Annotated in this window: 21 protein-coding genes; 13 read left to right on the top strand and 8 right to left on the bottom strand. The window is 67.4% G+C overall.

Annotated elements, in window-relative coordinates; genetic code table 11:
• Positions 1-47 precede the first annotated feature (47 nt).
• The 4 genes from OVA30_RS09745 to OVA30_RS09730 form a co-directional block, all read right to left on the bottom strand.
• The gene (locus OVA30_RS09745) at positions 48-4,988 is read right to left on the bottom strand and encodes a malto-oligosyltrehalose synthase (protein ID WP_268175313.1); all 4,941 of its coding nucleotides are present in this window, start codon (positions 4,986-4,988) and stop codon (positions 48-50) included.
• Positions 4,985-6,790 carry a malto-oligosyltrehalose trehalohydrolase gene (gene treZ / locus OVA30_RS09740; protein ID WP_268175312.1) on the bottom strand — a complete coding sequence of 602 codons (1,806 nt, stop codon included), beginning with the start codon at positions 6,788-6,790 and terminating at the stop codon, positions 4,985-4,987. The genes OVA30_RS09745 and treZ overlap by 4 nt, the downstream gene beginning before the upstream one ends.
• 253 nt (positions 6,791-7,043) lie before the next feature.
• Entirely contained in the window at positions 7,044-7,523 is a 480-nt protein-coding gene (locus tag OVA30_RS09735; protein WP_056504315.1) for a DUF2852 domain-containing protein, read from the bottom strand.
• Between the two features lie 166 nt (positions 7,524-7,689).
• Positions 7,690-8,316, bottom strand: coding sequence for a TetR/AcrR family transcriptional regulator (locus tag OVA30_RS09730; RefSeq protein WP_015823047.1), 627 nt, complete (start codon positions 8,314-8,316; stop codon positions 7,690-7,692).
• A 225-nt stretch (positions 8,317-8,541) separates the two neighbouring features.
• Between OVA30_RS09730 and zigA the strand changes: the two genes are divergently transcribed.
• The 3 genes from zigA to speG all read left to right on the top strand — a co-directional run bounded on the left by zigA (position 8,542) and on the right by speG (position 10,700).
• The gene (gene zigA / locus OVA30_RS09725) at positions 8,542-9,759 is read left to right on the top strand and encodes a zinc metallochaperone GTPase ZigA (protein WP_268175311.1); all 1,218 of its coding nucleotides are present in this window, start codon (positions 8,542-8,544) and stop codon (positions 9,757-9,759) included.
• A 15-nt stretch (positions 9,760-9,774) separates the two neighbouring features.
• A complete protein-coding gene (locus OVA30_RS09720; RefSeq protein WP_015823045.1) occupies positions 9,775-10,068 on the top strand; it encodes a hypothetical protein in 294 nt (97 codons plus the stop codon).
• An 83-nt stretch (positions 10,069-10,151) separates the two neighbouring features.
• Positions 10,152-10,700: a spermidine N1-acetyltransferase gene (gene speG, locus OVA30_RS09715; RefSeq protein ID WP_012254078.1), complete on the top strand. Its 549-nt coding sequence runs from the start codon at positions 10,152-10,154 to the stop codon at positions 10,698-10,700.
• A gap of 63 nt (positions 10,701-10,763) precedes the next feature.
• Here the strand turns inward: speG and OVA30_RS09710 are convergent, their stop codons facing one another.
• A complete protein-coding gene (locus OVA30_RS09710; RefSeq protein WP_003598945.1) occupies positions 10,764-11,177 on the bottom strand; it encodes a hypothetical protein in 414 nt (137 codons plus the stop codon).
• A 113-nt stretch (positions 11,178-11,290) separates the two neighbouring features.
• Positions 11,291-12,133, bottom strand: coding sequence for a hypothetical protein (locus OVA30_RS09705; protein WP_268175310.1), 843 nt, complete (start codon positions 12,131-12,133; stop codon positions 11,291-11,293).
• A 366-nt stretch (positions 12,134-12,499) separates the two neighbouring features.
• Between OVA30_RS09705 and OVA30_RS09700 the strand changes: the two genes are divergently transcribed.
• Positions 12,500-13,534, top strand: coding sequence for an aspartate-semialdehyde dehydrogenase (locus OVA30_RS09700; RefSeq protein ID WP_268175309.1), 1,035 nt, complete (start codon positions 12,500-12,502; stop codon positions 13,532-13,534).
• 327 nt (positions 13,535-13,861) lie between these two features.
• On the opposite strand, the gene OVA30_RS09695 is transcribed toward OVA30_RS09700, so the two are convergent.
• Positions 13,862-14,515, bottom strand: coding sequence for a CatB-related O-acetyltransferase (locus tag OVA30_RS09695; protein WP_268175308.1), 654 nt, complete (start codon positions 14,513-14,515; stop codon positions 13,862-13,864).
• 264 nt (positions 14,516-14,779) lie between these two features.
• On the opposite strand from OVA30_RS09695, the gene rimP reads away from it, so the two are divergent.
• From rimP to OVA30_RS09650, 9 genes are all read left to right on the top strand, one after another.
• Entirely contained in the window at positions 14,780-15,535 is a 756-nt protein-coding gene (gene rimP, locus OVA30_RS09690; RefSeq protein WP_268175307.1) for a ribosome maturation factor RimP, read from the top strand.
• A 113-nt stretch (positions 15,536-15,648) separates the two neighbouring features.
• On the top strand, positions 15,649-17,286 hold the full coding sequence (gene nusA, locus OVA30_RS09685) for a transcription termination factor NusA (protein ID WP_268175306.1): 1,638 nt from the start codon (positions 15,649-15,651) through the stop codon (positions 17,284-17,286).
• A gap of 41 nt (positions 17,287-17,327) precedes the next feature.
• Positions 17,328-18,071, top strand: a complete 744-nt coding sequence (locus OVA30_RS09680) for an RNA-binding protein (protein WP_268177479.1) — start codon at positions 17,328-17,330, stop codon at positions 18,069-18,071.
• A gap of 64 nt (positions 18,072-18,135) precedes the next feature.
• Positions 18,136-21,105 (top strand): translation initiation factor IF-2, encoded by a 2,970-nt coding sequence (infB, locus tag OVA30_RS09675; RefSeq protein WP_209688542.1) that lies wholly within the window; start codon positions 18,136-18,138, stop codon positions 21,103-21,105.
• Positions 21,106-21,207: 102 nt separating this feature from the next.
• Positions 21,208-21,645, top strand: a complete 438-nt coding sequence (gene rbfA / locus OVA30_RS09670; RefSeq protein ID WP_003605149.1) for a 30S ribosome-binding factor RbfA — start codon at positions 21,208-21,210, stop codon at positions 21,643-21,645.
• 208 nt (positions 21,646-21,853) lie between these two features.
• A complete protein-coding gene (gene truB, locus OVA30_RS09665) occupies positions 21,854-22,879 on the top strand; it encodes a tRNA pseudouridine(55) synthase TruB (RefSeq protein WP_182567352.1) in 1,026 nt (341 codons plus the stop codon).
• Between the two features lie 161 nt (positions 22,880-23,040).
• Positions 23,041-23,229: a hypothetical protein gene (locus OVA30_RS09660; RefSeq protein ID WP_268175305.1), complete on the top strand. Its 189-nt coding sequence runs from the start codon at positions 23,041-23,043 to the stop codon at positions 23,227-23,229.
• Positions 23,230-23,503: 274 nt separating this feature from the next.
• Entirely contained in the window at positions 23,504-24,493 is a 990-nt protein-coding gene (locus OVA30_RS09655; protein ID WP_268175304.1) for an acyltransferase family protein, read from the top strand.
• Entirely contained in the window at positions 24,490-24,864 is a 375-nt protein-coding gene (locus tag OVA30_RS09650; RefSeq protein ID WP_268175303.1) for a chemotaxis protein, read from the top strand. The genes OVA30_RS09655 and OVA30_RS09650 overlap by 4 nt, the downstream gene beginning before the upstream one ends.
• Before the next feature lie 54 nt (positions 24,865-24,918).
• On the opposite strand, the gene OVA30_RS09645 is transcribed toward OVA30_RS09650, so the two are convergent.
• Complete coding sequence (locus OVA30_RS09645; RefSeq protein ID WP_147018575.1) at positions 24,919-26,085, bottom strand: M20 aminoacylase family protein; 1,167 nt, start codon at positions 26,083-26,085, stop codon at positions 24,919-24,921.
• Positions 26,086-26,103 lie beyond the last annotated feature (18 nt).

Genomic DNA, 26,103 nt, shown 5'->3' with positions numbered 1-26,103 from the left:
TTGCTCACCGCCCGAGGGACGGTGAGCCGATGTTTCGTGCGGCCGCCTCAGGCAGCCCGCCGCAACACCAGATAGGGCAGTTTCGCGAAGTGCCGACCGAGGTCGAGCCCGTCGCCCTCCGCCGAGATCTCGCCGCCTCCGACCACGTCCACCCAACGGCTGCCGGCAGGCACCGGCAGGACGGTTCCGGCGAAGGCTTGGCTGGACCAACCTGATTCGGGCGTCATCCGTGCGACGAGCCTCGGCACGGCGACCAACAGATCGTCCTCACCCGAAGTGACGGCCGAGCGGGTAAACGCGATGACGTGATCCGCACGCGCGCCTTCGGCCGGGAGCGGACGATAATCCGCGTCGGCGTAGAAAGCCGGGCGCGCCGCCCGGTCGGCGAGCAACCGCGCCAACGTCGCCTGCTTCACGCGCCCGTCCTGCCAGGAACCGATCAACGCGTCCGGCGTGCCGCCGGCCTCCAGCGCCCGGGCCCGTTCCGCGTAATCGACAGGCCGACGGTTGTCGGGATCGACGAACGAGAAGTCCCAGAACTCGGTGCCCTGATACGTGTCCGGAATGCCGGGAAGGGTGCATTTGAGCACCGTGCGCCCGAGTCCCGCGATCATGCCAAGGAACGCGAGACGACGCACCAGCGGCCGGAGTCGCTCCAGGCAATCCGAGCCGGGCACGACCAGGGCCGCAAAGAGCGCGTGGACGGCGCTCTCGTAACCCTCGTCCACATTGACCCAGCTCGACCGGCGCTTGCTCTCGCGCAGAGCCTTCTCGGCATAGGCGTCGAGGCGCTTGCGGAAGTCTTCGATCGCGCCTGGGTCGTCACCGTCCAGAAGCTCGAGCGGCCACGCGCCGAGAATCGCCTGCAGGAACATCCACTGGTCGTTCGGGTCCGGTGCCGGCTCGCCTTCGACCTGCTTGATCAGCGGCTCGGAGGCGCGGCGCCACGTGTCCCAGGCGCGGGCCCATTCTTCCGGAAGCTCGGAAAGGGCGAGTTGGCGCGTGCGGGCATCCTCGCCGCGCTTGGTGTCGTGGGTGGCCGTGGTGATCATGGCGTTCGGCCAGTCGCGGGCGCGCGCCGCCTGAAGCGCGTGGAAGTGCTCCGCGTCGAGGCCGTACTCGCCGGGATCGCCGCCGACCTCGTTGAGGCCGAGCAGTTCGACGAAGCGATAGAACAACGTGTCTTCCAGGCTCTTGGCCATCACCGGGCCGGTGAGCTGCTGGAACCGGCGGCGGAAGCGCAGGACCACCTGCTGGTCCGGGTGACCAGCAGAGCCGAGATCGGTCCGGCCGAGCAGAGCATCGGCGGCGAAGTCGTGCACCGAACGATCCGGTAGCGCGCTCCAGCGCTTGGCTCTGCGCACGGCGCCCTCGATCAGGCGCACATCCTCGGCCTCGATTTCGGTCTCGTCGAGATCACCGGGCAGGTAGGAGCGATAGACGGGGAAGCGCGCCACGATCTCGATCAGCGCCCGACGGATCGCGTTGGTAGAGAAATCGCGGGTACGCCGGTCGGAATCGGCGATCTGCTTGAGGTCGCCGGTCATCACCTCGAGTTCCGAGGCGAAGCTGATCTCAAGAATCTCCGCCTTGGCCGCGCGGAATTGGAAGCCGTAGGGCGTGTCCATATCGGTGGCCCACCGATAGAACTTCTCGATGCGCGGCTTTAGGGCGCGATCGACCAGGATGCCGTCGAGCTGGTTCAGCACGTCGTAGCCGGTGGTGCCGGCAACGGGCCAGTCGCGCAGCTTCTCGCCCGGCTCCAGGATCTTCTCGACGACGATGTAGAAGCCGGGGCCGACCGCGGCCTGGAGCGCACGGGCGTAGCCCAGCGGATCGGCCAGCCCGTCGATGTGGTCGATGCGCAAGCCGTCGATCCGACCCTCGCCGATAAGGCGGAACAGCAGGTCGTGCGAGCGGACGAACACGTCCGACAGCTCGACGCGCAGGCCAGCCAGCGAGTTCACGTCGAAGAAGCGGCGGTAGTTGATGTCGCTCGACGCGATCCGCCAATGGGCGAGCCGGTAGGATTGCTGTTCGAGCAGCCGGTGCAGCGGCCCGAAGCTGTCGGGATAGTCGCGGTTGCCGTTGAGGAGATGCAGCGCCCGGTAGATCGAGGCGGCGATCTGCGGCGAGGCCCGCACGGTGCCCGCAAGCTGACGCTTCAGTTCTTCGGCGGCCTCCGGCATGGCGCGGCGGCGCTCGAGATTGGTCTCTTCACCCATGGCCCGCAGGCGCTCGGTGATCGCGAGGACCTCCGCCGACATGTCGTCGCCGATCTCGCCGAGCGCCGCGAGCGCCCGGTTGAGGATCGTCGGATATTGCAGCGGGCAGATCGGGAATTGATGCTCGTAGTGCCAGACGCTGAAGGCGCCGGCCGCCTCGTCGAATTTCAGCTCCAGCGTGCCCTTCTCAAGAGCCTCGCCGTAACGCTCGCCGAGGAAGGGGATGACGAGCTTGCCGTTGGCGCCGAGCCGCTCCCAATCGATGTCGAAGGCATTGGCCGCAGGCGAGAGTCCGCCCCATTCGAGCACCGAGAGCCACCACGGATTGTCGGCGCCACCCACACCCATGTGGTTGGGCACGATGTCGAGAAGCAGCTTCAGGCCATGGGCGTGGAGCGCGTCGGTGAAGCTGCGGAAACCCTCTTCGCCGCCGATCTCCGGATTGATCTGGGAGTGATCGACGATGTCGTAGCCGTGGGTCGAGCCCGGCCGTGCCCGCTGGAGCGGCGACGCGTAGACGTGGCTGATGCCGAGCTTCTGCAGATAAGGGACCGTCTTCTCCGCATCCGCGAAGGTGAAGCCTTCGTGGAACTGGAGGCGGTAGGTCGCCCGCGGCGGGGCCGAGGCGAGGCGTGCGGCGCCCGAGCGCGGACCGCGTTCTTCCGCCGACAGCGCGGCGGCGAGCTTGGCGAGCGGCCCGCCGGGGGCGGCGATGGCTTCGAGGTTGCGGTCGAGCTTGCGCCGCCAGTTCGGATAGCCCTCGGTCGAACCGGGCACGTTGGCCTGCGACAGCTCGCCGACGACGTCTTCGTACTGCACGGCGGTCAGGATCGATGGCGCGCGGGCGAGATAGCGGGCCGCTGCCTCGAGCGGTGCGTGTTCCGGCGGCTCGGAGCTCAACAGGAGCTGCTGGGCCGCCAGCGCCTCCGACAGGCGCCAACGCTCGGCGACGCGCTCGGTGCGTTCGGCCTCGGCGCGCTCGGCGTCGTAGAGGCCCAAAGATTGCCGGGTGTCGGTATCGACGCCGCGCCACCAGCCGACAAAGGTCGGCAGGTCATGGGTGGTGATCGCGGTCAGCGCATCCTTCGGATAGGCCTCGGGCGCCTTGAAGGCACCGCCCTGCTCCCGCTCGAAGGCCAGGATGCGGTAGCTGAGGATGCCGGACTGCATCAGCGCATCGGAGAAGCCCTCCGGTGCGGTGCCGAGATCCTCGGCGATGACGAGGCACTTGGCGCGGTGGCTCTCGAGCCGCAGCACGGCGAGCATCGGCTCGAATGGCATCGCGACATACGCACCCTCGCGGGCCGACCGCCCGAGCGGGATCAGGAACAGGCGCGCGAGCTGAAACGCGTGGTCGATGCGGATCGCGCCGGCATGGCGCATGTTCGCTCTCACCAGCGCCCGGAAGGCTTTCAGGCCGTCGCGCTCCATCTCCAGCGGATCGAAGGCCGGCAGGCCCCAATCCTGGCCCTTGGGGGCGAGCAGATCCGGCGGCGCGCCGATGGAGACGCCGTTGGCGAAGCGCTCGGGATGCGACCAGATCTCCGAGCCGCCCCGGTCCGCGCCGACTGCGAGATCGCGATAGAGGCCGAGCCGCATACCGGCGGCCAGCGCCATCTCGGAGGAGGCCTTGAGCTGGGTATCAGCGAGGTATTGCAGGAAGATGTGATAGCGGATGCGGTCCGCATGCGCCTCAGAGAAGGCCCGCACGGCGTCGGTACCGGCGCAGCGATACTCTTCCGGCCAATCGCCGAGCCAATGCGCGCCCTTGGTCCGGAAATGTTCGGAGAGCGCGTCGAAGGTAGCGTGTGACGTGAGGTTCTCGCCGCCTTCCTCGCGGAACGCCGCGAAGCCGGCATCCTTGCCGGCTCGAGCGTCGGAATCCTCCCAATAGGCTTCGAGGATGGGCGAGAGCACCTCCCAGACGCCGGCATGATCGACGAGGGAAATGTCGCGCAGCGTCTCGATGCGGGCGCGGTGGCTTTCCAAGATCTCGGCGGCGCGGCTCCCGGCGAAGCCCGGCAGCGCGCCCGGTTCGATGTAGAGGGTTTCGAGGAAGAGGCGCGAGGACGGCGAATAGGGGGAGATCTTCGCCCGGTCGGTGGGGAACAGGGCGTGGGCCGGGCTGAGCCCGAGGAACGAGGCGCCGCGCAAAGCCGCATCACGGGCGGCACGGCCGGCATCCGCGTAGGTGCCGATGCCGAGGTTGCTCGGCGAGCGCAGGCCGTAGAGCTGGGCCGCGAGACCCCAATCGCGGGCGCCGTCCTCGGCATAGGCACGCGGGCGCCAGCAGCGCTGCGGTGCGGCGACGATCCAGGCCTGAGCCCGGCTGTCGCCCACCGTCACGGTGAGTCGGTGATAGCCCGGCGTCAGCGGCGGCAGGTCGAACCCGGTGCCGTCTTCCGACGCGGTCAGGGTGGCCCGTCCCTCACGGGAGCGCTCGTGCTCATCCACCAGCCGCCACGCGACGGCGCCGGAGGTCACGCCCATCCGCACCGGCACGCGCACGCCGCGCCGTGCCTCGGCCGCCAGAAGCGGCGGGATCACGTTGGCGCGCACCGCCTCGACGGCGGCGAGGCTGCGGCGGATCGCATCGTCGTCCGCCGCAGCGAATCCGAGGGCTTCGAGCATGCCGCGGCGCACATCGAGCGGCGTATCGACCCGCTTCCCGAAAGCATCGGTGAAGCCGTCGGCGATGCCGACGAGGTCGGCGAGGCGTTCGAGATCACTCACGTTCGAGGCACTCACGTCAGAGAGATTCACTTGGTGCCACCGATCAGGAAGACGCCCGTCCAGGACGGCAGCTCCATCGCCTGTCGGACAGCTCCGCTCGACCAGATCACCTGGCCGCCATCGGCACTCGCCGAGAATTCCGCGTCACCGACATTCGCGATGAAGCGCAGCCAGCCGTCGGCGTAACGCCAGGTACAATCCACGACACCCGGCGCCGGGATCTTGGTGTCGGCCCCGAGGTAGCGGCTCTTGGTAAGGGGCACCACGCTCTGCCGGCGGATCTGGAGGATGTTGCGCGTATCGGCCCAGATGGCGCGATGCGGCTCGGTCTCGGCCTCGTCCCAATTGATCTTCGAATCCTCGAAGGTTCGCGCCTCCGTCGGATCGGGGATCACCGAGGTATCGTCGGCGAAGGCGGCAAAGCTCTTGAACTCGCGGCGGCGCCCCTCACGCACCGCCTTGTTCAATTCCTCGTCGGGCGCGAAATCCACGAAGAACAGGAAGGGCGCGGAGGCCGACCATTCCTCGCCCATCCAAAGCATCGGAATCTGCGGTGCGAGCAGCAGTCCGGCGCGGGCGAGCGCCAGCTTCTTGGGGTCGGCGAGATGGCTGAGGCGTTCGCCGAGCGCGCGGTTGCCGACCTGATCGTGGTTCTGGAGGAAGGTGACAAAGGCCGAGGGCGGCAGATGCGCCGAGGGCTCACCGCGCGGATGGTTGTCGAGGGTCGGGAAGGGCTCGCCCTGGTAGGCGAAACCCTCTGCAAGGCAGCGGGCCAGGTGCTCCACCGGCTTGTCGGCGAAGCTTTCGTAGTAGCCGGCATCCTCGCCGGTCAGAAGAACGTGCCAGCAATGGTGCAGGTCGTCCGCCCATTGCGCCGTGTGAAGCACAGGCGAAGCTCTGTCGTCGCGCTCCAGCCAGCGGGCCTGATTGGCCTCGTTTTCCAGGATCAGATGGACGTGCCGATCCGGTAAGGTCTTGCGGATCGTCTCGCCAAGTTCCGTCAGGAAATGCTTCTCGGAGTCGTCGAGGATCGCGTGCACCGCGTCGAAGCGGATGCCGTCGAAGTGGTACTCCTTCAGCCAGTAGAGCGCGTTCTCGATGAAGTAGTCGCGCACGACCGGGCCCGACTCCTTGCCGTCGAAATTGATTCCGGCGCCCCACGGCGTCTGGTGACGCTCGGTAAAGAAGGTCTTGGCGTAGGCGTGCAGGTAGTTTCCGGCCGGACCGAAGTGATTGTAGACACAATCGATCAGCATCATCAGGCCCTTGGAATGGGCGGTGTCGATCAGGCGCTTGAGGTCGTCCGGGCGGCCATAGGCCGAGTCCGGGGCGTAGGGCAGCACGCCGTCATAGCCCCAGTTGCGCGTTCCCTTGAAGTCGGCGAGCGGCAACAACTCGATCGCCGTGACGCCGAGATCGACCAGATCGTCGAGGCGCTTCTCCAGCCCGGCATAGGTCCCCTCGGGCGTCGCCGTGCCGACATGCACCTCGTAGACGATCGCCTCTTCCCAGGGCCGTCCCGTCCATTCCTGGTCGGACCACGCATAGGCGCCGGGGTCGATCACCTCGGAGGGTGCAGAAACGTCCTCTGGCTGGAAACGGGAGGCCGGGTCCGGCACCACGAGGTCGCCATCGATGCGGAAGCCGTAGCGCGCACCGGCCTTCACCCCCGGCAACGTCGTGCGGCGCCAGCCCTCGCCGACATCGGGGATCGGATGGTCCGTCCCGTCGACAACGAGGGTCACGTCCTTGGCGGTCGGTGCCCAGAGGGCGAACCGCACACCGTCCTCGGCAAACTCGCTGCCGAATCGCATCGTATGGGCACGCCGCATCAGGCCACCGGTCTCCGCTGGGAAAAGGAATCGATCGTCGTTCTGGCTGGCGGGCGTTTCCTGTGTCTCACAAGGCGCCCAGCCAACGCTTGTTCCCCCTCGTCGCAGTTATGGCGGGTTCGAGCGGCGACAACCGCCCGGTGTGACGGATTTGCTGCAGCGCACGCTCTTTGTTTTCCAACGCACAAAGGGCCCCCCGCCTGCCGGCGGGGGGCCCTTCACTGGAGCAGCGATCGGACGAGAAGCGGAACGATCAGGCTTCGATGGTCGGGCCACCGCCCTCGGAGCGGCGCTTGGCCATGAAGGCGTCGAACTGCTCGCGGTCTTTCGCCCGCTTCAGCTCCTCGACGAAGTCGGTAAAGGCGCGGCTCTCTTCCTGAAGCGCACGGCGACGTGCTTCCAGGCGCTCAAGTTCGGCCCGACGATACTCCTCGAAGGCCCAGTTGCCGGATGTGGCGCTGGTGCCGGAATACCCCTTCGCCGCCGCGAAAGCGCGGGCGAAGCGCGACCGGCCCTCACCGCCCGCGAAGTTGAAGCTGCCGCTGTTGGCGAACTCCTTCATCTGGCTGAAGGCGGGATAGCCCGCGATCTTCCAGGCGACGTAAGCGGCGGCGACCGGCCACCAATAGATGAACGCGACGACGATCGCGCCGATTTCGAGGGAACGCTTGGGAAAAGGACCGCTGCGGTGAGACGCGCCGCAGGACCAGGGAGAGGTGGAGGACGTGTTCACGGCTGAGGACTCCGGGGTGTGAATGTGAACAACATTTACATGCGGACCCGTCTCAGCCGTTTCAAGGGTGCGGCCTTCAAACAGCCGGCCATCGAGCGAGAGCGATCAGCCCGGATTTTGCCGGCCTCAGGCGTTGGCCCTGCTTCGGCGGCGCGAACGCCTTGCGCTAGCCTTTGTCCTTCGCCCGCCCGCCGGCGCCGTGGACGAGCGCGAGAACGCCGGCGCGCAGCAATTCGTACTTGTCCGGCCCGGGCTTCGGCAGCTGGCCGGCAGCCGATAGCGTGGCGATCCCGTGCGAGAGCGCCCAGACCTCAAGTGCGAGGAAGCGCGGGTCGACACCGTCGAAACCGTCGGGGAAGGTCGTGCGGAGGGCTTCGACCAGAAGGTCGAACGGATTCGGCCGCTCAGGGGCGGGCGCCGGAGCTGCCTGACCGCGCACTTCGAAGATCGCCGCGTAGTAGCCCGGCTCCTCCTCGGCAAAGGCGAGATAGGCTTCACCCATGCGGGTGAACCGCTCCAGCGGCGTGCCACGGCCCGCTAGCGCCCGCGCCAGTCGGTCGGCAAGGTCGGCGAAGCCGCGGCCCGCCACTTCCTCCAACAGCGCCTCGCGCCCGCGGAAATGGCGATAGAGCGCCGCGGGCGTCACCCCGACCAAGCGGGCGGCATCGACCAGCGTGAAGCCACCGATGCCCCGCTCGGCGATGAAGCGGCGCGCGGCCTCGATCAACGCCTCTTTGAGGTTGCCGTGATGGTAGCTGCGCCGGTCGCCCGGTCCCTCGCGCCAGGGTCGCACCCGTTCACCCTCCTTCGTGCAAACCGAATGCGTGCGGTTGCAACCGATGAAACACCGCATTGGTCCCGCGGCGCGAGCGCGGTGCGTCCGCCTCGGTGCCGCCCCGGCCTTTTCTCCCGAGACGGTCGATGAGTCGACCGTCTTTTCCACTCATCCGACTTGACGGCTCTGTGCGTTTGCAATGTTATAAAGTAACATTTTAAGCCTCGCCTTCGCGGATGAACCATGTCTGAGACCCCCTCTCGCCTCCCCGTTACCGTGCTGTCGGGCTTCCTCGGTGCCGGCAAGACGACTTTGCTCAATCACGTTCTCAACAATCGCGAGGGACGGCGCGTCGCGGTGATCGTCAACGATATGAGCGAGGTGAATATCGATGCCGACCTCGTCCGTGGCGGTGGGGCGGATCTGTCGCGCACGGACGAGCGGCTTGTGGAGATGACCAACGGCTGCATCTGCTGCACCCTACGCGATGACCTGCTGGCCGAGGTTCGCCGCCTCGCCGCCGAGGGCCGCTTCGACTACTTGCTGATCGAGGGCACGGGCATCGCCGAGCCATTACCGGTGGCGAGCACTTTCTCCTTCCGCGACGAGGCCGGCGAAGCGCTCAGCGACGTGGCGCGGCTCGACACGATGGTGACCGTGGTCGATGCGGTGAACCTCCTGAAGGATTACGGCTCGAACGACTTTCTGCGCCAGCGCGGCGAGACCGCGGGCGCCGACGACACCCGCACCCTGGTCGATCTGCTGGTGGAGCAGATCGAGTTTGCCGACGTCGTCGTAATCAACAAGGCGCGCGACGTCTCGCCGGATCATCTCGACCTCGTGCGCTCGGTGGTGCGGGGGCTCAACGCGGATGCGCGCATCGTCGAGGCGTCCCACGGCCAAGTGCCGCCGGACGCCATCCTCGATACCGGGCTATTCGACGAGGAGAAGGCGCAGGAGCACCCGCTCTGGTTCAAGGCGCTCTACGGCGCCCACGAGCATGTGCCGGAGACCGAGGAATACGGCATCAGTTCCTTCGTCTACCGGGCGCGCCGGCCGCTCGATCCGCAGAAATTCCAGCCGTTCGCCAACACGACCTGGCCGGGCCTGATCCGGGCGAAGGGTCATTTCTGGCTCGCGACCCGGCCGGAATGGGTCGGCGAATTTTCACTGGCCGGTGCCGTCGCGCATATTGGCGCGATGGGGTTCTGGTGGGCAGCGGTGCCGCACCAGCGCTGGCCCGACGAAAAGGTTTTCCGCGAGCGCCTTCACACGGTCTGGAGCGAGGTCTGGGGCGACCGCCGCCAGGAACTCGTCTTCATCGGCCGGGGCATGGACCGGGACGCGATCTCCGATGCGCTCGATGCCTGCCTCGTCGGTCCGGCGGAGGTTCGGCGCTTCGATGCGGAGGCCTATCGCGACCTGCACAATCCGTTCCCGGTCTGGCGCCGGGCCGCCTGAGCGGAGGCAGGCAGGATGGGCTTCATCAGCCTGAAGGATTGGCGTGCCCGCTCGGCCGGGCTGGCGCAGGCGGCCTCGCGCGCCAAGGCATTGCTTCACCCGGCCTTCGGCTTGAGCGAGGCGGATGCGCTGTCGGTCAACGAGATCGCCTGCCCCGATCCCGGCTGCCCGGATGTCGAGACGGTGGTTCTGGTGATGCGGGCCGGCGAGCCGACGCGGGCCTTGCGCTTCCGGGGCCCGCTCGATGACCTGGACGAGGCCGCCGCCCGCGTCTTAGCTTCGGAGGAAGCCGGGCTTCGCGCGCTTTGAAGCCGGCTTTCATCATTCCGTCTTGGTCGGTGTGGGAGTAGGCCAGGGGCCAAAACCGATTCCGCCCTGGACCGAGTCCGGACATGACTATCAAGCTACGACCGCTGGAGCGCGAAGACCTCCTCTTCGTGCATCAGCTCAACAACAATGACAGCATTATGCGCTACTGGTTCGAGGAGGCTTACGAGTCCTTCGCCGAGCTGGCGCAGCTCTACGAGCGCAATATCCACAATCAGACCGAGCGGCGCTTCATCATCGCGACGGAGCGTGGCGAGCCCGCGGGCATGGTGGAGTTGGTGGAGATCAACCATCTGCACCGCCGCTGCGAGTTCCAGATCGCGATCCACCCCGACCATCAGGGGAAGGGCTACGCCAAGCGCGCGACCCGCATCGCCATCGACTACGCGTTCAAGGTGCTCAACATCCACAAGCTCTACCTGCATGTGGACAAGGACAACAAACGCGCGGCCGGCATCTATGAGAGCTGCGGCTTCCGCCCCGAGGGCATTCTCAGGGACGAGTTCTTCGTGAACGGCCGCTACCGCGACGCGGTGCGCATGTGCCTGTTCCAGCCCCATTATCTGGCCGAGCGTGGCGCGGGCGACGTCGCCGAGCCGGTGCTCAAGACCTGACGCCCTCGAAACGAAAACGGGCCCCGAAGGGCCCGCTCCATCCGTCGCTCAGACGCGTCGTTCTTACCGGTACGGGTTGCCGTAGCGCGCCACGTAGGAGGTCGGGTCGATCGCGTCGACGGCCGAGAAATCGACATTGCGGATCGCCGTCGAGCGCGCGCCGATGAACGGGCCGTTGGTGATCGGATCGGGCAGCACACCACGACCGTAACGGTCGGTCGGGCCGTAGGGCGGCAAAAGTGCGTTCGAGGCAGCGATGAAAGCCGGGTTGGTCGCCGGGTTCGCCACCGAGCCGTTACCGGGCTCGACCACATTGCCGGCATCGAGCCAGGACCGCGGACGGATGCGGATCGGCAGCGGCTGGCTCACACGAACGTAGCCGGGGTTACCGTAGGGGCCCTGGGCCTCAGCACTGGTTCCGAAGCCGATCGCGGTGAGGGTCATGGCGCCCAACAGGGCGAGCTTGGAAAAGCGCATGGCGTACCTTGTCGTGTGAGAGCCTACGGTACGGGCCGTTCGTTAAGAATCCCGCTTGTTGCAGAGTAGACGTTCTGGCGTGGCCGTTGTTCCGCGAATATGGCCGCGCTTCATCATTTTCGCCGCGTTTTTGCCGTATTGTTTTTCGTCGACGCCTCGGCGACGGCGATCGAGCCGGTGCTGTCGCCCGGCAACGCGGCGGTCTCTTCGATCCGGCAGGCGCTTGCACCGGTGAGGGCATCGGCGCCGAGCGCCGCCGTCACACGGCCGGCCAGCGTGATCCGGTCGATGGCGCAGGCGACGGAGCGGGGTTCCGGCGCCTGCCCGAGAATGCCGCATAACCAGCCGTCGATCGCCACCGCCTTCAGGTCGAGGCTGCGAAAGCCGGTGCAACTGCGCTTGCCTGCCGCCGACAGCGTGGCCTCGACGGTCTCGAAGCTGCCGAGGGTGGTCGCGACGATGCCGCGCTCTCCGGTGCGGATGACGGAGAGGCCGCGCCCGTCGGCCGCCCGGCGCACCAGCGTCACGAACAGGCTGGCGCCCGGCTCGGCTCGGCCGCCCGCATCAGTGGCGGTGAGGAGGAGGTAGGGCGCCTCGATCATGTCGAACGCGCCCTGGCTCACGCTGTCCTCACGCTGTCCGTTGCCAGAATTCCACCGCGTCGGTCCCGGCTGGGGCGGCAACTCGGCCGCGTCGTCCCGCAACGTCAGCAGCGGCTCCGTCGCGGCCATCGCCCGGCGTGCGCCCTCGGCGGCCCGCGGAGGCTCGCTCCAAGACTGCGGCGGCTCGGGTGCCACGGCCCGATCGCGGGCGACCAGGGAGAGCCCGGCGATCAGGGCCGCACTGGCCGCAAGCTTAGCCGCCAGCCGCAGATGGCCGAGGGGACGGGGACGGGGACAGGGCAGATCCTGGAAATCGTCGGATCTGTCGAAGGCGTCGTCCGGATGGGGGAGCATGCGCAGGCCTTTATCGGGTCCGCGGGGCCGCAAAGGCCCTCGCCGTTGCCCGATCTCTGCCCCGGCGCCCGCCACCAGCGGGTTGAGGAAACACGGCCTGTCCTCGGATTCCTCGTCCGATGGTGAATGCCGGGTTGCCGCGCGGACCATCCTGTCACGTCTGCGCAGCCACGGCCGGCAGCTGCCCCTTGACAGGGGAGCACTCCGGGCATCTTGCTCCGGGTGCTTTGAGAGCCCACCTCGACGAACCGGGGCGGGTTCTTCAGCCTATGGAATCTTCCCGAACCTAGGCCCGAGCGGTGCGTCCGCCGGCTACGGGAAGAGGCGGTCCGGTGACATCCGGCCCGCGCAGCGGAGTTTGGTGAGATGGGTTACAAGGTCGCCGTCGTCGGAGCCACGGGCAATGTGGGCCGGGAGATTCTCGACATCCTGGCCGAGCGCGCCTTCCCGGCCGACGAGGTCGTGGCGCTGGCGTCCAGCCGGAGCCTGGGCCAGGAAGTCTCTTTCGGCGACAAGATTCTCAAGGTCAAAACGCTCGACACCTACGACTTCTCCGACACCGACATCTGCCTGATGTCGGCCGGCGGCGAGACGTCGAAGGAGTGGAGCCCGCGCATCGGCAGCCAAGGCTGCGTGGTGATCGATAACTCGTCGGCGTTTCGCTACGACGCCGACGTGCCGCTGATCGTGCCGGAGGTGAATGCCGACGCGGTGGTGGGCTTCTCCAAGCGCAACATCATCGCCAACCCGAACTGCTCGACCGCGCAGCTCGTCGTCGCGCTCAAGCCGCTGCACGAGGCGGCCACCATCAAGCGCGTCGTGGTCTCGACCTATCAGTCCGTTTCCGGCGCCGGGAAGGACGCGATGGACGAGCTGTTCAGCCAGACCCGCGCCGTCTTCACCGCCGGCGAGGTGGTCACGAAGAAGTTCACCAAGCGGATCGCCTTCAACGTCATCCCGCACATCGATGTGTTCATGGAGGATGGCTACACGAAGGAAGAGTGGAAGATGGTCGCCGAGACCAAGAAGATGCTCGATCCCAAGATCAAGCTCACGGCGACCGCGGTGCGGGTGCCGGTCTTCATCGGTCATGCCGAGTCGGTCAATGTCGAGTTCGAGCGTCCGATCTCGCCGGAGCAGGCGACTGAGATCCTGCGTGCGGCGCCGGGCGTGCTCGTGATCGATAAGCGCGAGAACGGCGGCTACATGACCCCGCACGAGGCGGCGGGTGAGGATGCGACCTACATCTCCCGCATCCGCGAGGACGCCACGGTCGAGAACGGCCTGAACTTCTGGTGCGTCTCGGACAACCTGCGCAAGGGCGCCGCCCTCAACGCGGTGCAGATCGCCGAGGTGCTGGTGAACCGCAAGCTGCTGAACAAGGCCAAGCAGGCCGCCTAGCCTTTCACGGCCCTGACCATCTCGAAACGCCGTCCCTGACCGGGGCGGCGTTTTCGTTTGGGCGATCGTCCGAAGCAGGAGCACGATCCACGACGTCGAGCGCGTCGTGTTCTAACATATGTAAGAAAAAATCGGATGTTAAAGGCGGCCCATACCCGCTTCCGACCTCTGCCAAATGGCCAATCGTCCGAAAAAGCGCCCGAGGTGTCTCTCATTGCGGGAGGTCGTTCTCTTCGTCCTGCTGATCGCTTGGATCGCGGCGGTTCTGGCCACCGAGCACGGGCCGATGAAGCTGGCGCCGCCCCTGGTCCCCTACGGCACCACCGATCAGCCGTCCCGCGCCACCGCCTCCAGCGCGGCAATGTCGCCGCCGCCGATCAGGGGTAGGTGAGCCGTGATCCGCTCGATCGGCCAATCCCACCACGCCACCGCCTGCAGTCGCGCGGCGTCCTCTTCCGAGAAGCGGCGGCGGACAACCTTTGCGGGGTTGCCGGCCATGATCGCATAGGGCGGGACGTCCGCCGCCACCACCGAATGCGCCGCGACCACCGCCCCGTCGCCGATCGTGATGCCCGGCATCACGGTGCTGCGATACCCGAGCCAGACATCGTTGCCGATGCGCGTGTCACCGCGATTCGGGAAGTTCAGCTCGCCCTCGAAGCGGCTGATCCAGTCGCCGCCGAAGATCGGGAAGGGGTAGGTCGAGAGCCCGTCGAGGCGGTGGTTGCCGCCATTCATCAAGAAGCGCGTGCCCGCGGCGATGGCGCAGAACTTCCCGATCACCAGTTGGTCGCCGATAAAGGGGAAGTGGTAGAGGATCGCGTCGAGAAAGGCCTGTGGGCCGGCCGGATCGTCGTAATACGTGTAGGCGCCGACCTCGACATTCTCCGGCAGGTCGAGGTTGCGGATGAAGGTCACGCGGCTGTGCCCGGCCATCGGGTGCAGAGCATCCGGATCCGGTCCGATCCTCGGTGGCTGCATGCTCCCTCCCCTCTCGCGTGCGGACGAGGCGGTGTTTGCAGCCGGAGATGGCCGGATCGCGGCGCGGGGGGCCGGGGATCGCGCTTCGAAACGCTTGAATTCGCCACGCAGCGGGGTTAAGTCACGGCTCAACATTTCTGGTGCAGTCGATAGGCTGCTTGCGGGAGTGGGCCCCCCGGGGTCCGCTCTTTTTTATTTTCGCGGCACCTCCAGCGCTGGATTTGCCAAGCTCAACCCCGATCGAGACCTTCGGAAAATCACAGCATGGCGGAGCCTACCGAGAAACGTCTTGTCAGCGAGACCGGCGTCGCCGCGCGCGTCGCCCAGATCGTCGAGGGACCGATCGAGGGCCTCGGCTTCCGGCTGGTCCGGGTGAAGATCTCGAACACCAACGGCCGCACCGTGCAGATCATGGCCGAACGGCCCGACGGCACGATGGGCGTCGACGAGTGCGAAGCGGTGAGCCGCGCGATCTCGCCGATCCTCGATCTCGAGGACCCGGTCGGTGACGCCTACTATCTCGAAGTCTCGTCGCCCGGCATCGACCGGCCCCTGGTGCGCGTGTCCGATTTCGAGCGCTGGGCCGGTTACGAGGCGAAGGTCGAGCTTGCCGTGCCGATGGACGGGCGCAAGCGCTTCCGCGGCATCATCGGGGTTCCGAGCGCGGACGGCACCACGGTGCCGATCGATCTGCCCGACGTGAAGCCGGGCCTTCCAAGCCGCATCGATGTGCCGCTGCGTGATCTCGGCGAGGCGCATCTTGTTCTGACGGACGAGCTGATTCGCGAATCGCTCCGCCGTGGCTCCGCCCCGCCGCAGGAGGGCGAAGAGGGCGACGAGGAAGAGGGCGCGGAAGCCGAGCACGAGGCGCCGCAGGTCCGCTTCATCCCGCAGCCGAAGCGGCCCAAGCCCAAGCTGGACAAGAAATCCGACAAGCCGGTGAAGGCGAAGAAGCCCAAGCCCGGCGGCGGCATCGTCACGAAAGCCGCCCGCCTCAAGAACCGCGACACGCTTCACTGATTCCGCGGCATCGCTTCGAGCGGCCGGTGCCGGCGCCGTCGCGATGCAAGAAGACCTTGAGAATAAGTCCGCTCTCGCAGCGGAAGACACGACCGAAGGAAGGACCAGACCCCATGGCTGTCGTCAGCGCCAATCGGCTCGAACTCCTGCAGATCGCCGAGGCGGTCGCCCGCGAGAAGGTGATCGACCGCCAGATCGTCATCGAGGCGATGGAAGAGGCGATCGCGAAGGCGGCCCGCTCCCGCTACGGCGCCGAGACCGACGTTCACGCCGAGATCGACACGAAGAGCGGCGCGCTGCGCCTGTCCCGCCACCTCCTCGTGGTCGATCAGGTCGAGAACGATGCCCGTGAGATCACCCTCGATCAGGCCCGCCGCTACAACCCCGGCGCCCTCATTGGCGACGTGATCTCCGATACCCTGCCGCCGTTCGATTTCGGCCGCGTCGCGGCGCAGTCGGCCAAGCAGGTCATCGTGCAGAAGGTGCGCGACGCCGAGCGCGCCCGCCAGTACGACGAGTACAAGGACCGGATCGGCGAGATCCTCAACGGTGTGGTCAAGCGCGTCGAGTACGGCAACGTCATCGTCGATCTCGGCCGCGGCGAGGGCATCGTCCGCCGCGACGAGATGATCCCGCGCGAGACCTTCCGCCCCGGCGACCGCATCCGCGCCTACCTGTTCGACGTGCGCTCCGAGGTGCGCGGGCCGCAGATCTTCCTGTCGCGCTCGCACCCGCAATTCATGGCCAAGCTGTTCGGCCAGGAAGTGCCGGAGATCTACGACGGCATTGTCGAGGTGAAGGCGGTCGCCCGCGATCCCGGCTCGCGCGCCAAGATCGCCGTCATCTCCCGCGATTCGTCGATCGACCCGGTCGGCGCCTGCGTCGGTATGCGCGGCTCCCGCGTCCAGGCGGTGGTCGGCGAGCTTCAGGGCGAGAAGATCGACATCATCCCGTGGTCGGAAGATCAGGCGACCTTCATCGTCAACGCACTGCAGCCGGCCGAGGTCGTGAAGGTGGTGCTCGATGAGGAGGCCGACCGCATCGAGGTGGTGGTGCCCGACGACCAGCTCTCGCTGGCGATCGGCCGCCGCGGCCAGAACGTGCGGCTGGCCTCGCAGCTCACCGGCTGGGACATCGACATCCTGACCGAGGCCGAGGAATCCGAGCGGCGCCAGAAGGAGTTCGCGGAGCGCACTCAAGCGTTCATGGAAGCGCTCGACGTGGACGAGACGGTCGGCCAGTTGCTGGCCGCCGAAGGCTTCCGCAACGTCGAGGAAATCGCCTTCGTCGATGTCGCCGAGCTCTCCAACATCCAGGGTCTCGACGAGGAGACCGGTGCCGAGATCCAGGCCCGCGCCCAGGATTATCTCGCCCGCATCGAGCAGGAGCAGGACGACCGCCGCCGCGAACTCGGCGTCGAGGACGAACTGCGCGAGATCGACGGCATCACCACCGCGATGATGGTGGCGCTGGGCGAGAACGAGGTGAAGTCCGTCGAAGACCTCGCCGGGTGCGCCACCGACGATCTCGTCGGCTACACCGAAGGCCGCGGCCCCGAGGCCGTGCGCCATGCCGGCTATCTCGACGGCTTCGAACTGTCGCGGGCCGAGGCCGAGGCGCTGATCATGGCCGCCCGTCTGAAGGCCGGCTGGATCGACGCGCTACCGGAGCCGGAGGGTGAGGCCTCCGAGGGCGACGCCCAGGACGGCGAGGCGACCGAGGAAGCGACGGCCGAGCCGCAGCAGGCTTGAGCCGGAGGCGCGGGGACACATACGGAGACACGGTGCAGGATATGATCGCGCAGGGGGGCACGGACGGCGAATCGGCCGAGACCGGCCCGGATCTCGACCGTGGCCCCGGCCGCGGCCGGGAGCCTGTGCGCACCTGCATCGTCACCCGTAAGGCTCAGTCGCCCTCGGCGATGATCCGCTTCGTGCTGGGGCCCGACGCCACGGTGGTGCCGGATCTGCGCGCACGCCTGCCGGGTCGCGGCGCTTGGGTGACCGCCACCCGCGCGACGATCGAAGCTGCGGTCAAGCGCCGTGCCTTCAACCGCGCCTTCAAGTCCAACGAGGCGAAGGTCCCGCACGATCTCGCCGATCAGGTCGCCGAGGGTCTTCGCACCGATCTGCGTCAGGCCTTGGCCATGGCCAACAAAGCCGGTTGCGTCGTGACCGGCTTTGGCAAGGTCGAGTCGGCGATTCTCGGAGCGGTCGGCGTCGCGGCGGTGATTCACGCCAGCGATGCCGCTCCGGACGGCCGGCGCAAGCTCGCAGCTGCCTTGCGGCGGCGCTACGGCGATGCCATATCGGTTATTCCCGTTGTCGATGACCTGTCCAACACCGAATTGGACATGGCATTGGGCCGGGATCATGTGATACACGCTGCCCTTATCGCGGGAGCCGGCACTACCGGCTATCTCGCGCGTTGGCGTCGGTTCCGCACCTTCGAGGGTATGGCGTCGGCGTCTGAAGAGGACGCCCCGCTTGCTGCTGGCGCGACCGCCTTCGATTCGCACGACGACGAATTGACATGACACTCGGCCGGGCATGCCCGCCGCCGGCCGATGGGACGATGGAAACCCTCAGGGTTCAGACTGAATGAGCGATACGAACAATCCGGGTGACAAGACGCAGACCAGAGCCCCCTCGAAGCCGTTGACGGTCAAGCGTCCGGTCGAGCAGGGAACGGTCCGTCAGAGCTTCTCCCACGGGCGGTCGAAGTCCGTCGTGGTCGAGACGGTGAAGCGGCGTACGATCGGCGCCGCGCCCGGAGCGGTCGCGCCCCGTGAGCCCGTCACCGCGCCTCCGCCGCGTCCTGCCTCCGTGGCGCCCGCGCCGACGCCGGCCGCGCGTCCGGCTGGCCGAAGCGCCTCTGGCGTCGTGCTGCGCACCCTGAGCGAGCAGGAGCGGGATGCCCGCGCTGCCGCCCTGGCCGATGCACAGCGTCGCGAGGCCGAGGCCCGCGCCCGTGCCGAGGCCGAGATCCAGGCCCGCCGCGACCGTGAGGAAGCCGAGCGCCGCGAGCGTGAGGCTGCCGAGGCACGCCGCCGCGAAGAGGATGAGCGGCGCCGTCAGGAAGACGAACTCCGCCGCAAGGCCGCCGAAGATTCGCGTCGCCGCGCCGAGGAAGAGGCTGCGCGCGTTGCCGCCCTGCCCGCCGCCGAGGCCCCGCCCGCTGCTGCCGCTCCCGCGGCATCGGAGCCGGTTGCGGCTGCTGCACCGGCCCCGGCCGCAGCCCCGGTTGCGCGTCCGGCCCCCGCGGCCACCGCACGTCCCGCTGCCGCTCCGTCGGCCGCGCGTCCGAGTGGTGCGGCCCAGCGTCCGGCCGCGTCCGGCGCCCGCCCCGGTGTCCGTCCGGCACCGTCGGCTGCCCGTCCGGCTGCGCCGCAGCCGCCGGCCGAGCCGCGCCGTACCATCACGGCGGATATCAAAAAGCCGCGCGACCTGAACTTCATGGCGCGCCCGGCCCCGGCGCCGGAGCCCGAGAAGGCGCCGACCCCCACGACCGCCGCCCGCCCCGCGGGTGCGGGCGCCGCTGCGCGTCCCGCCGGTCGTCCCGGCGCCGCCGCGGCCGAGGAGGAGTCGGATACCAAGCGGGTGATTCGTCGCCCCGGTATGCCGCTCAAGATCATTACGCCGCCCAAGACGCCGAAGTCGCCGGGCGGTGACCGTAACCGTGGCCGCCTCACCATCGCCAACGCAACTGCGGGCGAGGAAGAGCGCACTCGTTCCGTGGCCTCCTTCCGCCGCCGCCAGCAGCGGATGAGCGGGCATCGGCACGAGGAGCCCAAGGAGAAAATCGTCCGCGACGTGACAATTCCAGAGACGATCACCATCCAAGAACTCGCCAACCGCATGTCCGAACGTGCGGTGGACGTCATCCGTCTGCTGATGAAGCAGGGCCAGATCCACAAGATCACCGACGTGATCGACTCGGATACGGCTCAGCTCATCGCCGAGGAGATGGGCCACACGGTCCGCCGCGTCGCCGAGTCAGACGTCGAGGAAGGTCTGACCTCGGACGAGCCGGATCTGGAGGAGGATCTGGATCCGCGTCCGCCGGTCGTCACGATCATGGGTCACGTCGATCACGGCAAGACCTCGCTGCTCGACGCGATCCGTGCGGCCAACGTGGTCGAGGGTGAGGCCGGTGGCATCACCCAGCATATCGGTGCCTACCAGGTGGCGGCGCCCTCGGGCGATCTCGTGACCTTCATCGACACCCCCGGCCACGCGGCCTTCACGTCCATGCGCGCCCGTGGCGCCAAGGTGACGGACATCGTCGTGATCGTGGTGGCGGCTGATGACGGCGTGATGCCCCAGACCGTCGAGGCGATTCAGCACGCCAAGGCGGCGGGCGTCCCGATGATCATCGCCATCAACAAGATCGACAAGCCCGATGCGAACCCGCAGCGGGTGCGCACCGAGCTGCTGCAGCACGACATCCAAGTGGAGTCGATGGGCGGTGAGACCCTCGAGTTCGAAGTCTCCGCCAAGACCGGCGAGGGTCTGCCCGAGCTTCTCGAGGGCCTTCAGCTCCAGGCCGAGATCCTGAACCTGCGCGCCAACGAGAAGCGCGATGGCGAAGGCACCGTGATCGAGGCTCAGCTCGACCGTGGTCGCGGCCCCGTCGCCACCGTGCTCGTGCAGCGCGGCACGCTGTTCACCGGTGACATCGTCGTCGCTGGCGCCGAATGGGGCCGCATCCGCGCCCTCATCGACGATACCGGAAAGCACGTACCCTATGCCGGCCCTTCGGTCCCGGTCGAGGTGCTCGGCTTCAACGGTACGCCGGACGCCGGCGACCGCGTGATCGTGGTGCCGAACGAGGCCCGCGCCCGCGAGGTCACCGAGTACCGCGCCCGCATCAAGCGCGAGCGCCTGAACGCCCGCACCGGCGGTGCCAACCGCTCGCTCGTCGACATGATGCGCGAGGCCAAGGAAGGCGCGAACCGCAAGGAACTGCCGATCATCATCAAGGGTGACGTGCAGGGTTCGGTCGAGGCCATCAACGGCGCTCTCACGGCGCTAGGCAACGACGAGGTCGGCGTTCGCATCCTGCTCTCAGGCGTGGGCGGCATCACCGAGTCGGACATCACGCTCGCCAACGCCTCGAAGGCGGTGGTGATCGGCTTCAACGTGCGCGCCCACAAGGAAGCACGCAACGCGGCCGAGCGCGACGGCACCGAGATCCGCTACTACAGCATCATCTACGACCTCGTGGACGACATCAAAGCCACGCTGTCGGGCATGCTGCCGCCGACGCTTCGCGAGGAGCGTCTCGGCGAGGCGCAGATCCTGCAGATCTTCGACGTGTCGAAGGTCGGCAAGATCGCCGGTTGCCGGGTCATGGAGGGTGTGGTCCAGCGCGGCGCCCATGTCCGCCTGTTGCGCAACGACGTGGTGATCCACGAGGGCAAGCTGTCCCAGCTCAAGCGCCTCAAGGACGACGCCAAGGAAGTCACTGCCGGCTACGAGTGCGGTATGTCCTTCCAGAACTACCAGGACATGCGCGTGGGCGATTTCATCGAGTGCTTCAACGTCGAGGAAATCAAGCGCACGCTCTGAGCGGCCCTCCCCTACCGCTCTTCCTTACGGGGCCGCGGCGAAAGCTGCGGCCCCCTTTGTTTCCAGGCACCCGCCTGATGGTTCAGCGACGTCGATCAGCCGATGGCCCAAAAGCAGACTCCCTCCGGTCCCACGCAGCGTCAGCAGCGCGTGGCCGAACTCATCCGCCACGCTCTGGCCGAAGTGCTGCAGCGTGGTGACATTCAGGACCCGGTGCTCGGCTCGCATGTCGTCACCGTTCCCGAGGTTCGGATGTCGCCGGACCTCAAATTGGCGACCGCATACGTCATGCCGCTCGGCGGCCAAGACGAGGCCCCGGTGATCGCCGCGCTCGAGCGCCACAAGAAGATACTCCGCCAGGAAGTGGCCCGGCGGGTGAACCTAAAATTCGCGCCCGACTTGCGTTTCCGGCGCGACGAGACCTTCGACGAGGCGGCCCGGATCGACCAGCTCCTGCGGAGCGAGAAGGTCCAGCGGGATCTGGAAAGTGCGCCTCGCGAGGACGACGAGGGCGAACCGGATTCGTCCTCGCGCGATTGATCTCCATCCGGGCGGCTGCCGTTGCTCCGCCCCTTCGCCCAACGGGCCGCCTGATGGCCCCTTGATGGGCTGAGCCGCTCAAGAGCCTCGTCCTGGATGTCCATTCCAGGCCGATGCTCTCCGCTTTTGTTTTTTCATCGTCGTTTGCCGAGAGCCGGTGGCCACCTTTCGGGACGATGCTCTAGAGAACCCGTCGATCGAGGACAGGATGCAAGACGACATTTCTCCCGAACGCGCCGGTGAAGCGCCGCAGGAGCCGAGGGGCGATCTGCGCCGGGACGGACCGCCGCGGGGTGGACGCCGCCCTCAGCGCGGCCGTCCGCGCCATGACCGGCCGAAGAAAAACGACGTGAGCGGCTGGGTGGTGCTCGACAAGGGCGTCGGCATCACCTCGACCCAAGCCGTGGCGGTGGTGAAGCGCCTGTTCAATGCCAAGAAGGCGGGCCATGCCGGCACGCTCGATCCGCTGGCATCGGGCATCCTGCCGATCGCGCTCGGCGAGGCAACGAAGACGGTGCCGTTCGTCATGGATGGCCGCAAGGCCTACCGCTTCGAGGTGACCTGGGGTGTCGAGACCGACACCGATGATGCCGAAGGTCGTCCGGTCGAGACCTCCGACGTCCGCCCGACCCTCGAGGCGCTCGAGGCGGCTCTGCCCGCCTTCGTCGGCGAGATCGAACAGGTGCCGCCGCGCTACTCCGCCATCAAGATTCAGGGCGAGCGCGCCTACGACCTCGCCCGTGACGGCGAGGTGGTGGAACTGGTGGCCCGCTCGGTGCGCATCGACCACCTCTCGGTGATCGAGCACCACGGCGACCGCACCGTGATTGCAGCGGAATGCGGCAAGGGCACCTACGTTCGTGCGCTGGCCCGCGATCTCGGCCGGGTGCTCGGCTGCTACGGTCACGTCTCGGCCCTGCGGCGCACCCGCGTGGGCCCCTTCGAGGAGGCGGCCGCCTGCAGCGTCGCCACCCTCGAAGAGAGCACCGAGATGCATCTCCACGCGGTGGAAACGGCTCTGGATGAGGTTCCCTCGGTGGCGGTCAGCCGCGACATGGGGCTTCGCCTGATGCGCGGTCAGCCGGTGATTCTGCGCGGGCAGGACGCGCCGATCGGCGGCAAGGCCTACGCGACCTGCGGCGGCGTGCTCGTCGCCGTCGGCGATGTCGAGCGCGGCGAACTGGTGCCGCATCGCGTGTTTCACCTCGGCGGAACGGCGGCACCGAGAAACTGAAGGATCGGTTCTCTCGCGCGGTCGATCGAGTGATTCACATCAAAAGAAGTGTTCACAGCCACTTCATCGAACGCAATCGAGAATAGCCGGCTCAATCTAACCTTCGAGCAAAAACGCTCTCCATAGAAGCCCGTCGATTCTACGGATCGGCGGGCTTTTTCATGCGCGTATCGCTCGGCTTCAAGCTGGCAATGGCCGTCGGGCTCCTCGGCCTCGTCGGAGCGGGCATCTCGGCCTTCGCGCTGCGGCAGGCATCGCAGGAACAGGCCCGCGCCGCCCTCACCGAATCGTTCTGGAATGCCGGGCTTCAGGCCCGAGGTCTGGCCCAATCCATCGAACACGCCGTCTGAACAAGGGTGAAAGCCACCATGCAGGCGCTCGCCGGCGATCGGCTCGACGAGACGGTGCCGTTCGGCGCGGCGTTGCCAGCCATCGAGGAATCGCCGTGGACCGACGTTCCGTCGCCTGGAAAATGAAACCGGTAGGATCGGGCTGTGAGGACTGAACAGAGGGATACGATTGTCAGGTCTCTCTTGAAACTAGCCATTCTCGATTGGTCAGATTTTTGCTTTTTCAGGAGATGATTTGCATAGTGTGATATGCCGACTTGGCGAGGTGTTGGAGATGCGTTTCGCTTCAATCCAGGCACTCAGGGCTACGGCCGCGCTGCTTGTTGCAGCTCACCACTTATCGGACCACCGTTTCGTAACCGGCGCCGCTGGCGTTGATATATTCTTCGTCGTTTCCGGATTTGTTATGGGACGTGTAGATACCAAAGTTCCCCCGGGCCAATTCATTTTGAAACGTGCGATACGTATCGTACCGCTTTATTGGGCAACAACTCTTGTGCTCTGCGCAGGCGCGCTAGCAGGACTGTTCGCCCGCTTCAGCTTCGATGGGGCCACCCTGACGAAATCCCTACTTTTCGTGCCCTACTACAACGCCGAAGGTCAGATCTGGCCGTTGGCGATCTCGGGTTGGACGCTCAATGCTGAGATGCTGTTCTACGTCCTGTTCGCCGCTGGTCTCTGGATCGGCGCGCCTCGCACCTTCTGCGCGGCAGCCCTGGCCGGGCTCGTGATCGCGGGCGCGATTTTCGCGCCCGAGAACGCCCCGCTGCGGTTTTGGACCTCGGCGATCATGCTCGAATTCATTGCAGGCCTTGCCCTTGCCGGGCCGATCCGTCTCGCCGGTCTCGGACGCGGGCTGAGCCTCGTTGCCGTCGGCGCGACCTGCCTCGTCGCGGCCGAGCTCGCTTGGCACTACACGGAAGCCCTACGGCCGCTCGTATGGGGCGGCCCGGCCTTCCTCATCGTTTGCGGCGCGCTGGCGATCGAGCGGGCTGGGCGCTGGCCCCGGCGCGCCCTCGCCGCCCTGGAGCGGATCGGAGATGCCTCCTATTCACTCTACCTCACCCATGGGTTCGTGATCGCGCTCGTGCATCGCAAGGTCGGCACGACCATCGCCGCCAACGCGATGGCTGTGCCGGCCTGCCTCGTGCTGGCGTTCCTGACCTATTACGGCTTCGAGCGTCCCGTCGGGCGCATGCTCAACCGGCTCGCTCGACCGCACCCGAGAAGCGCGCTCGAATTGGCGGCAACCTCCACGCATTGAGGCAGCGTGAGAGGTCGGCCCGCAACGGCAGACGCGCACCGATCGCAGCGATCCAGCAGGCGGCGGGCGGCACGAGCGGTGCCATCGGCGAGAACGGGCAAACGATCGCCCAGCTCAGCCTCATCGCCGCTGAAGTCGCCGCGGCGGCCGAGCAGCAGGGACAGGCCAGCCACGAGATCGCATGTGCCATTGCCGGGGCCGCAGCGGATGCCCGCACGGTGTCGCGGAGCATTGCGGGGATCCGCGCCGCGGCCGCCTCCAATGAGGAGCGTTCCGACGAGGTGTGCTCCGGTGCCGAGCGAGTCGGGCACGGCAGCGCCGCGCTGCAGGTCGCGATCGGGACGTTCCTGAAGCGGGTCCATGCCGCTTGAGGCTTCCGCTCCGTCGCGACCCTGCATGATGCGCGATCAAAGAACTTGCCGCTCTCAGGCCGGCAGCCCGGTCTCGATGATCCGCGCCCAGAGCGAGGCGCCGTAGGGGATGGCGGCGTCGTTGAAGTCGTATTCCGGGTGGTGGAGGCCGGCGGAGGGGCCATTGCCTATGAAGATGTAGGCGCCGGGCCGGTGGGCCAGCATGTAGGAGAAATCCTCGGCCGCCATCATCGGCGCCACGTCCCGCTCGACACGATCCTCACCGACGACCTGCGCTGCGACATCGGCCATGAAGTCGGTTTCGGCCGGGTGGTTCTCGGTCGCCGGATAGCCACTGGCAAAATCGACGTTCGCCCGCGCGCCGAAAGCGATGGCAACATTCTCCGCAATCGCCGCGAGCCGTTCGCGCATCAGGTCGCGCACGGCCGGCGTCAGGGCCCGCATCGTGCCGCGCAGCTCCGCCATCTGCGGAAGCACGTTGAACGCCTCGCCGGCTTCGACTGCGCAGACGGAGACCACCGCCGAATCGAGCGGATCGATGTTGCGGGCGACGATGGATTGCAGGGCGACGACGATGTGGCTGCCGACCAGCACCGTATCGACCGCCGCCTGCGGCAGGGCCGCGTGCCCGCCCCTCCCCTCGATCCAAATCGTAAAGCGGTCGGTGGAGGCCATGATCGGGCCGGGACGGATCGCGAAGGTGCCGAGCGGTTGGCCAGGGACGTTGTGCAGGCCGTAGACCGACTCGACGCCGAAGCGCTCCATCATCCCGTCCTGCACCATCGCCTCGCCGCCGCCGCCGCCCTCCTCGGCCGGCTGGAAGATCAGCACCGCGCGGCCGTCGAAGTCGCGGGTCTCGGCGAGGTACTTCGCGGCGCCGAGCAGCATGGCGGTGTGCCCGTCATGGCCGCAGGCGTGCATCTTGCCCGGCGCGATCGAGCGGTAGGGAAGGTCGCGGATCTCCTGGATCGGCAAGGCGTCCATGTCGGCGCGCAGACCGATCGCGCGGTTGGAGCCGTGCGCCCGCCCCCGGATCACCCCGACGACGCCGGTGCGGCCGATGCCGGTAACGACCTCATCGCAGCCGAAGGCGCGCAGCTTGTCCGCCACGAAACCGGCGGTGCGGTGAACGTCGTACTGAAGCTCCGGATGGGCATGGAGATCGTGCCGCCAGGCGGTGATCTCCTCCGAGAGATCGGCGATGCGGTCGATGACGGGCATGGATCCAACCTTTCCGGA

Source organism: Methylorubrum sp. SL192 (assembly GCF_026672325.1).
GTDB classification, from domain to species: domain Bacteria; phylum Pseudomonadota; class Alphaproteobacteria; order Rhizobiales; family Beijerinckiaceae; genus Methylobacterium; species Methylobacterium extorquens.
This window is presented reverse-complemented; position numbering and strand designations above follow the sequence as displayed.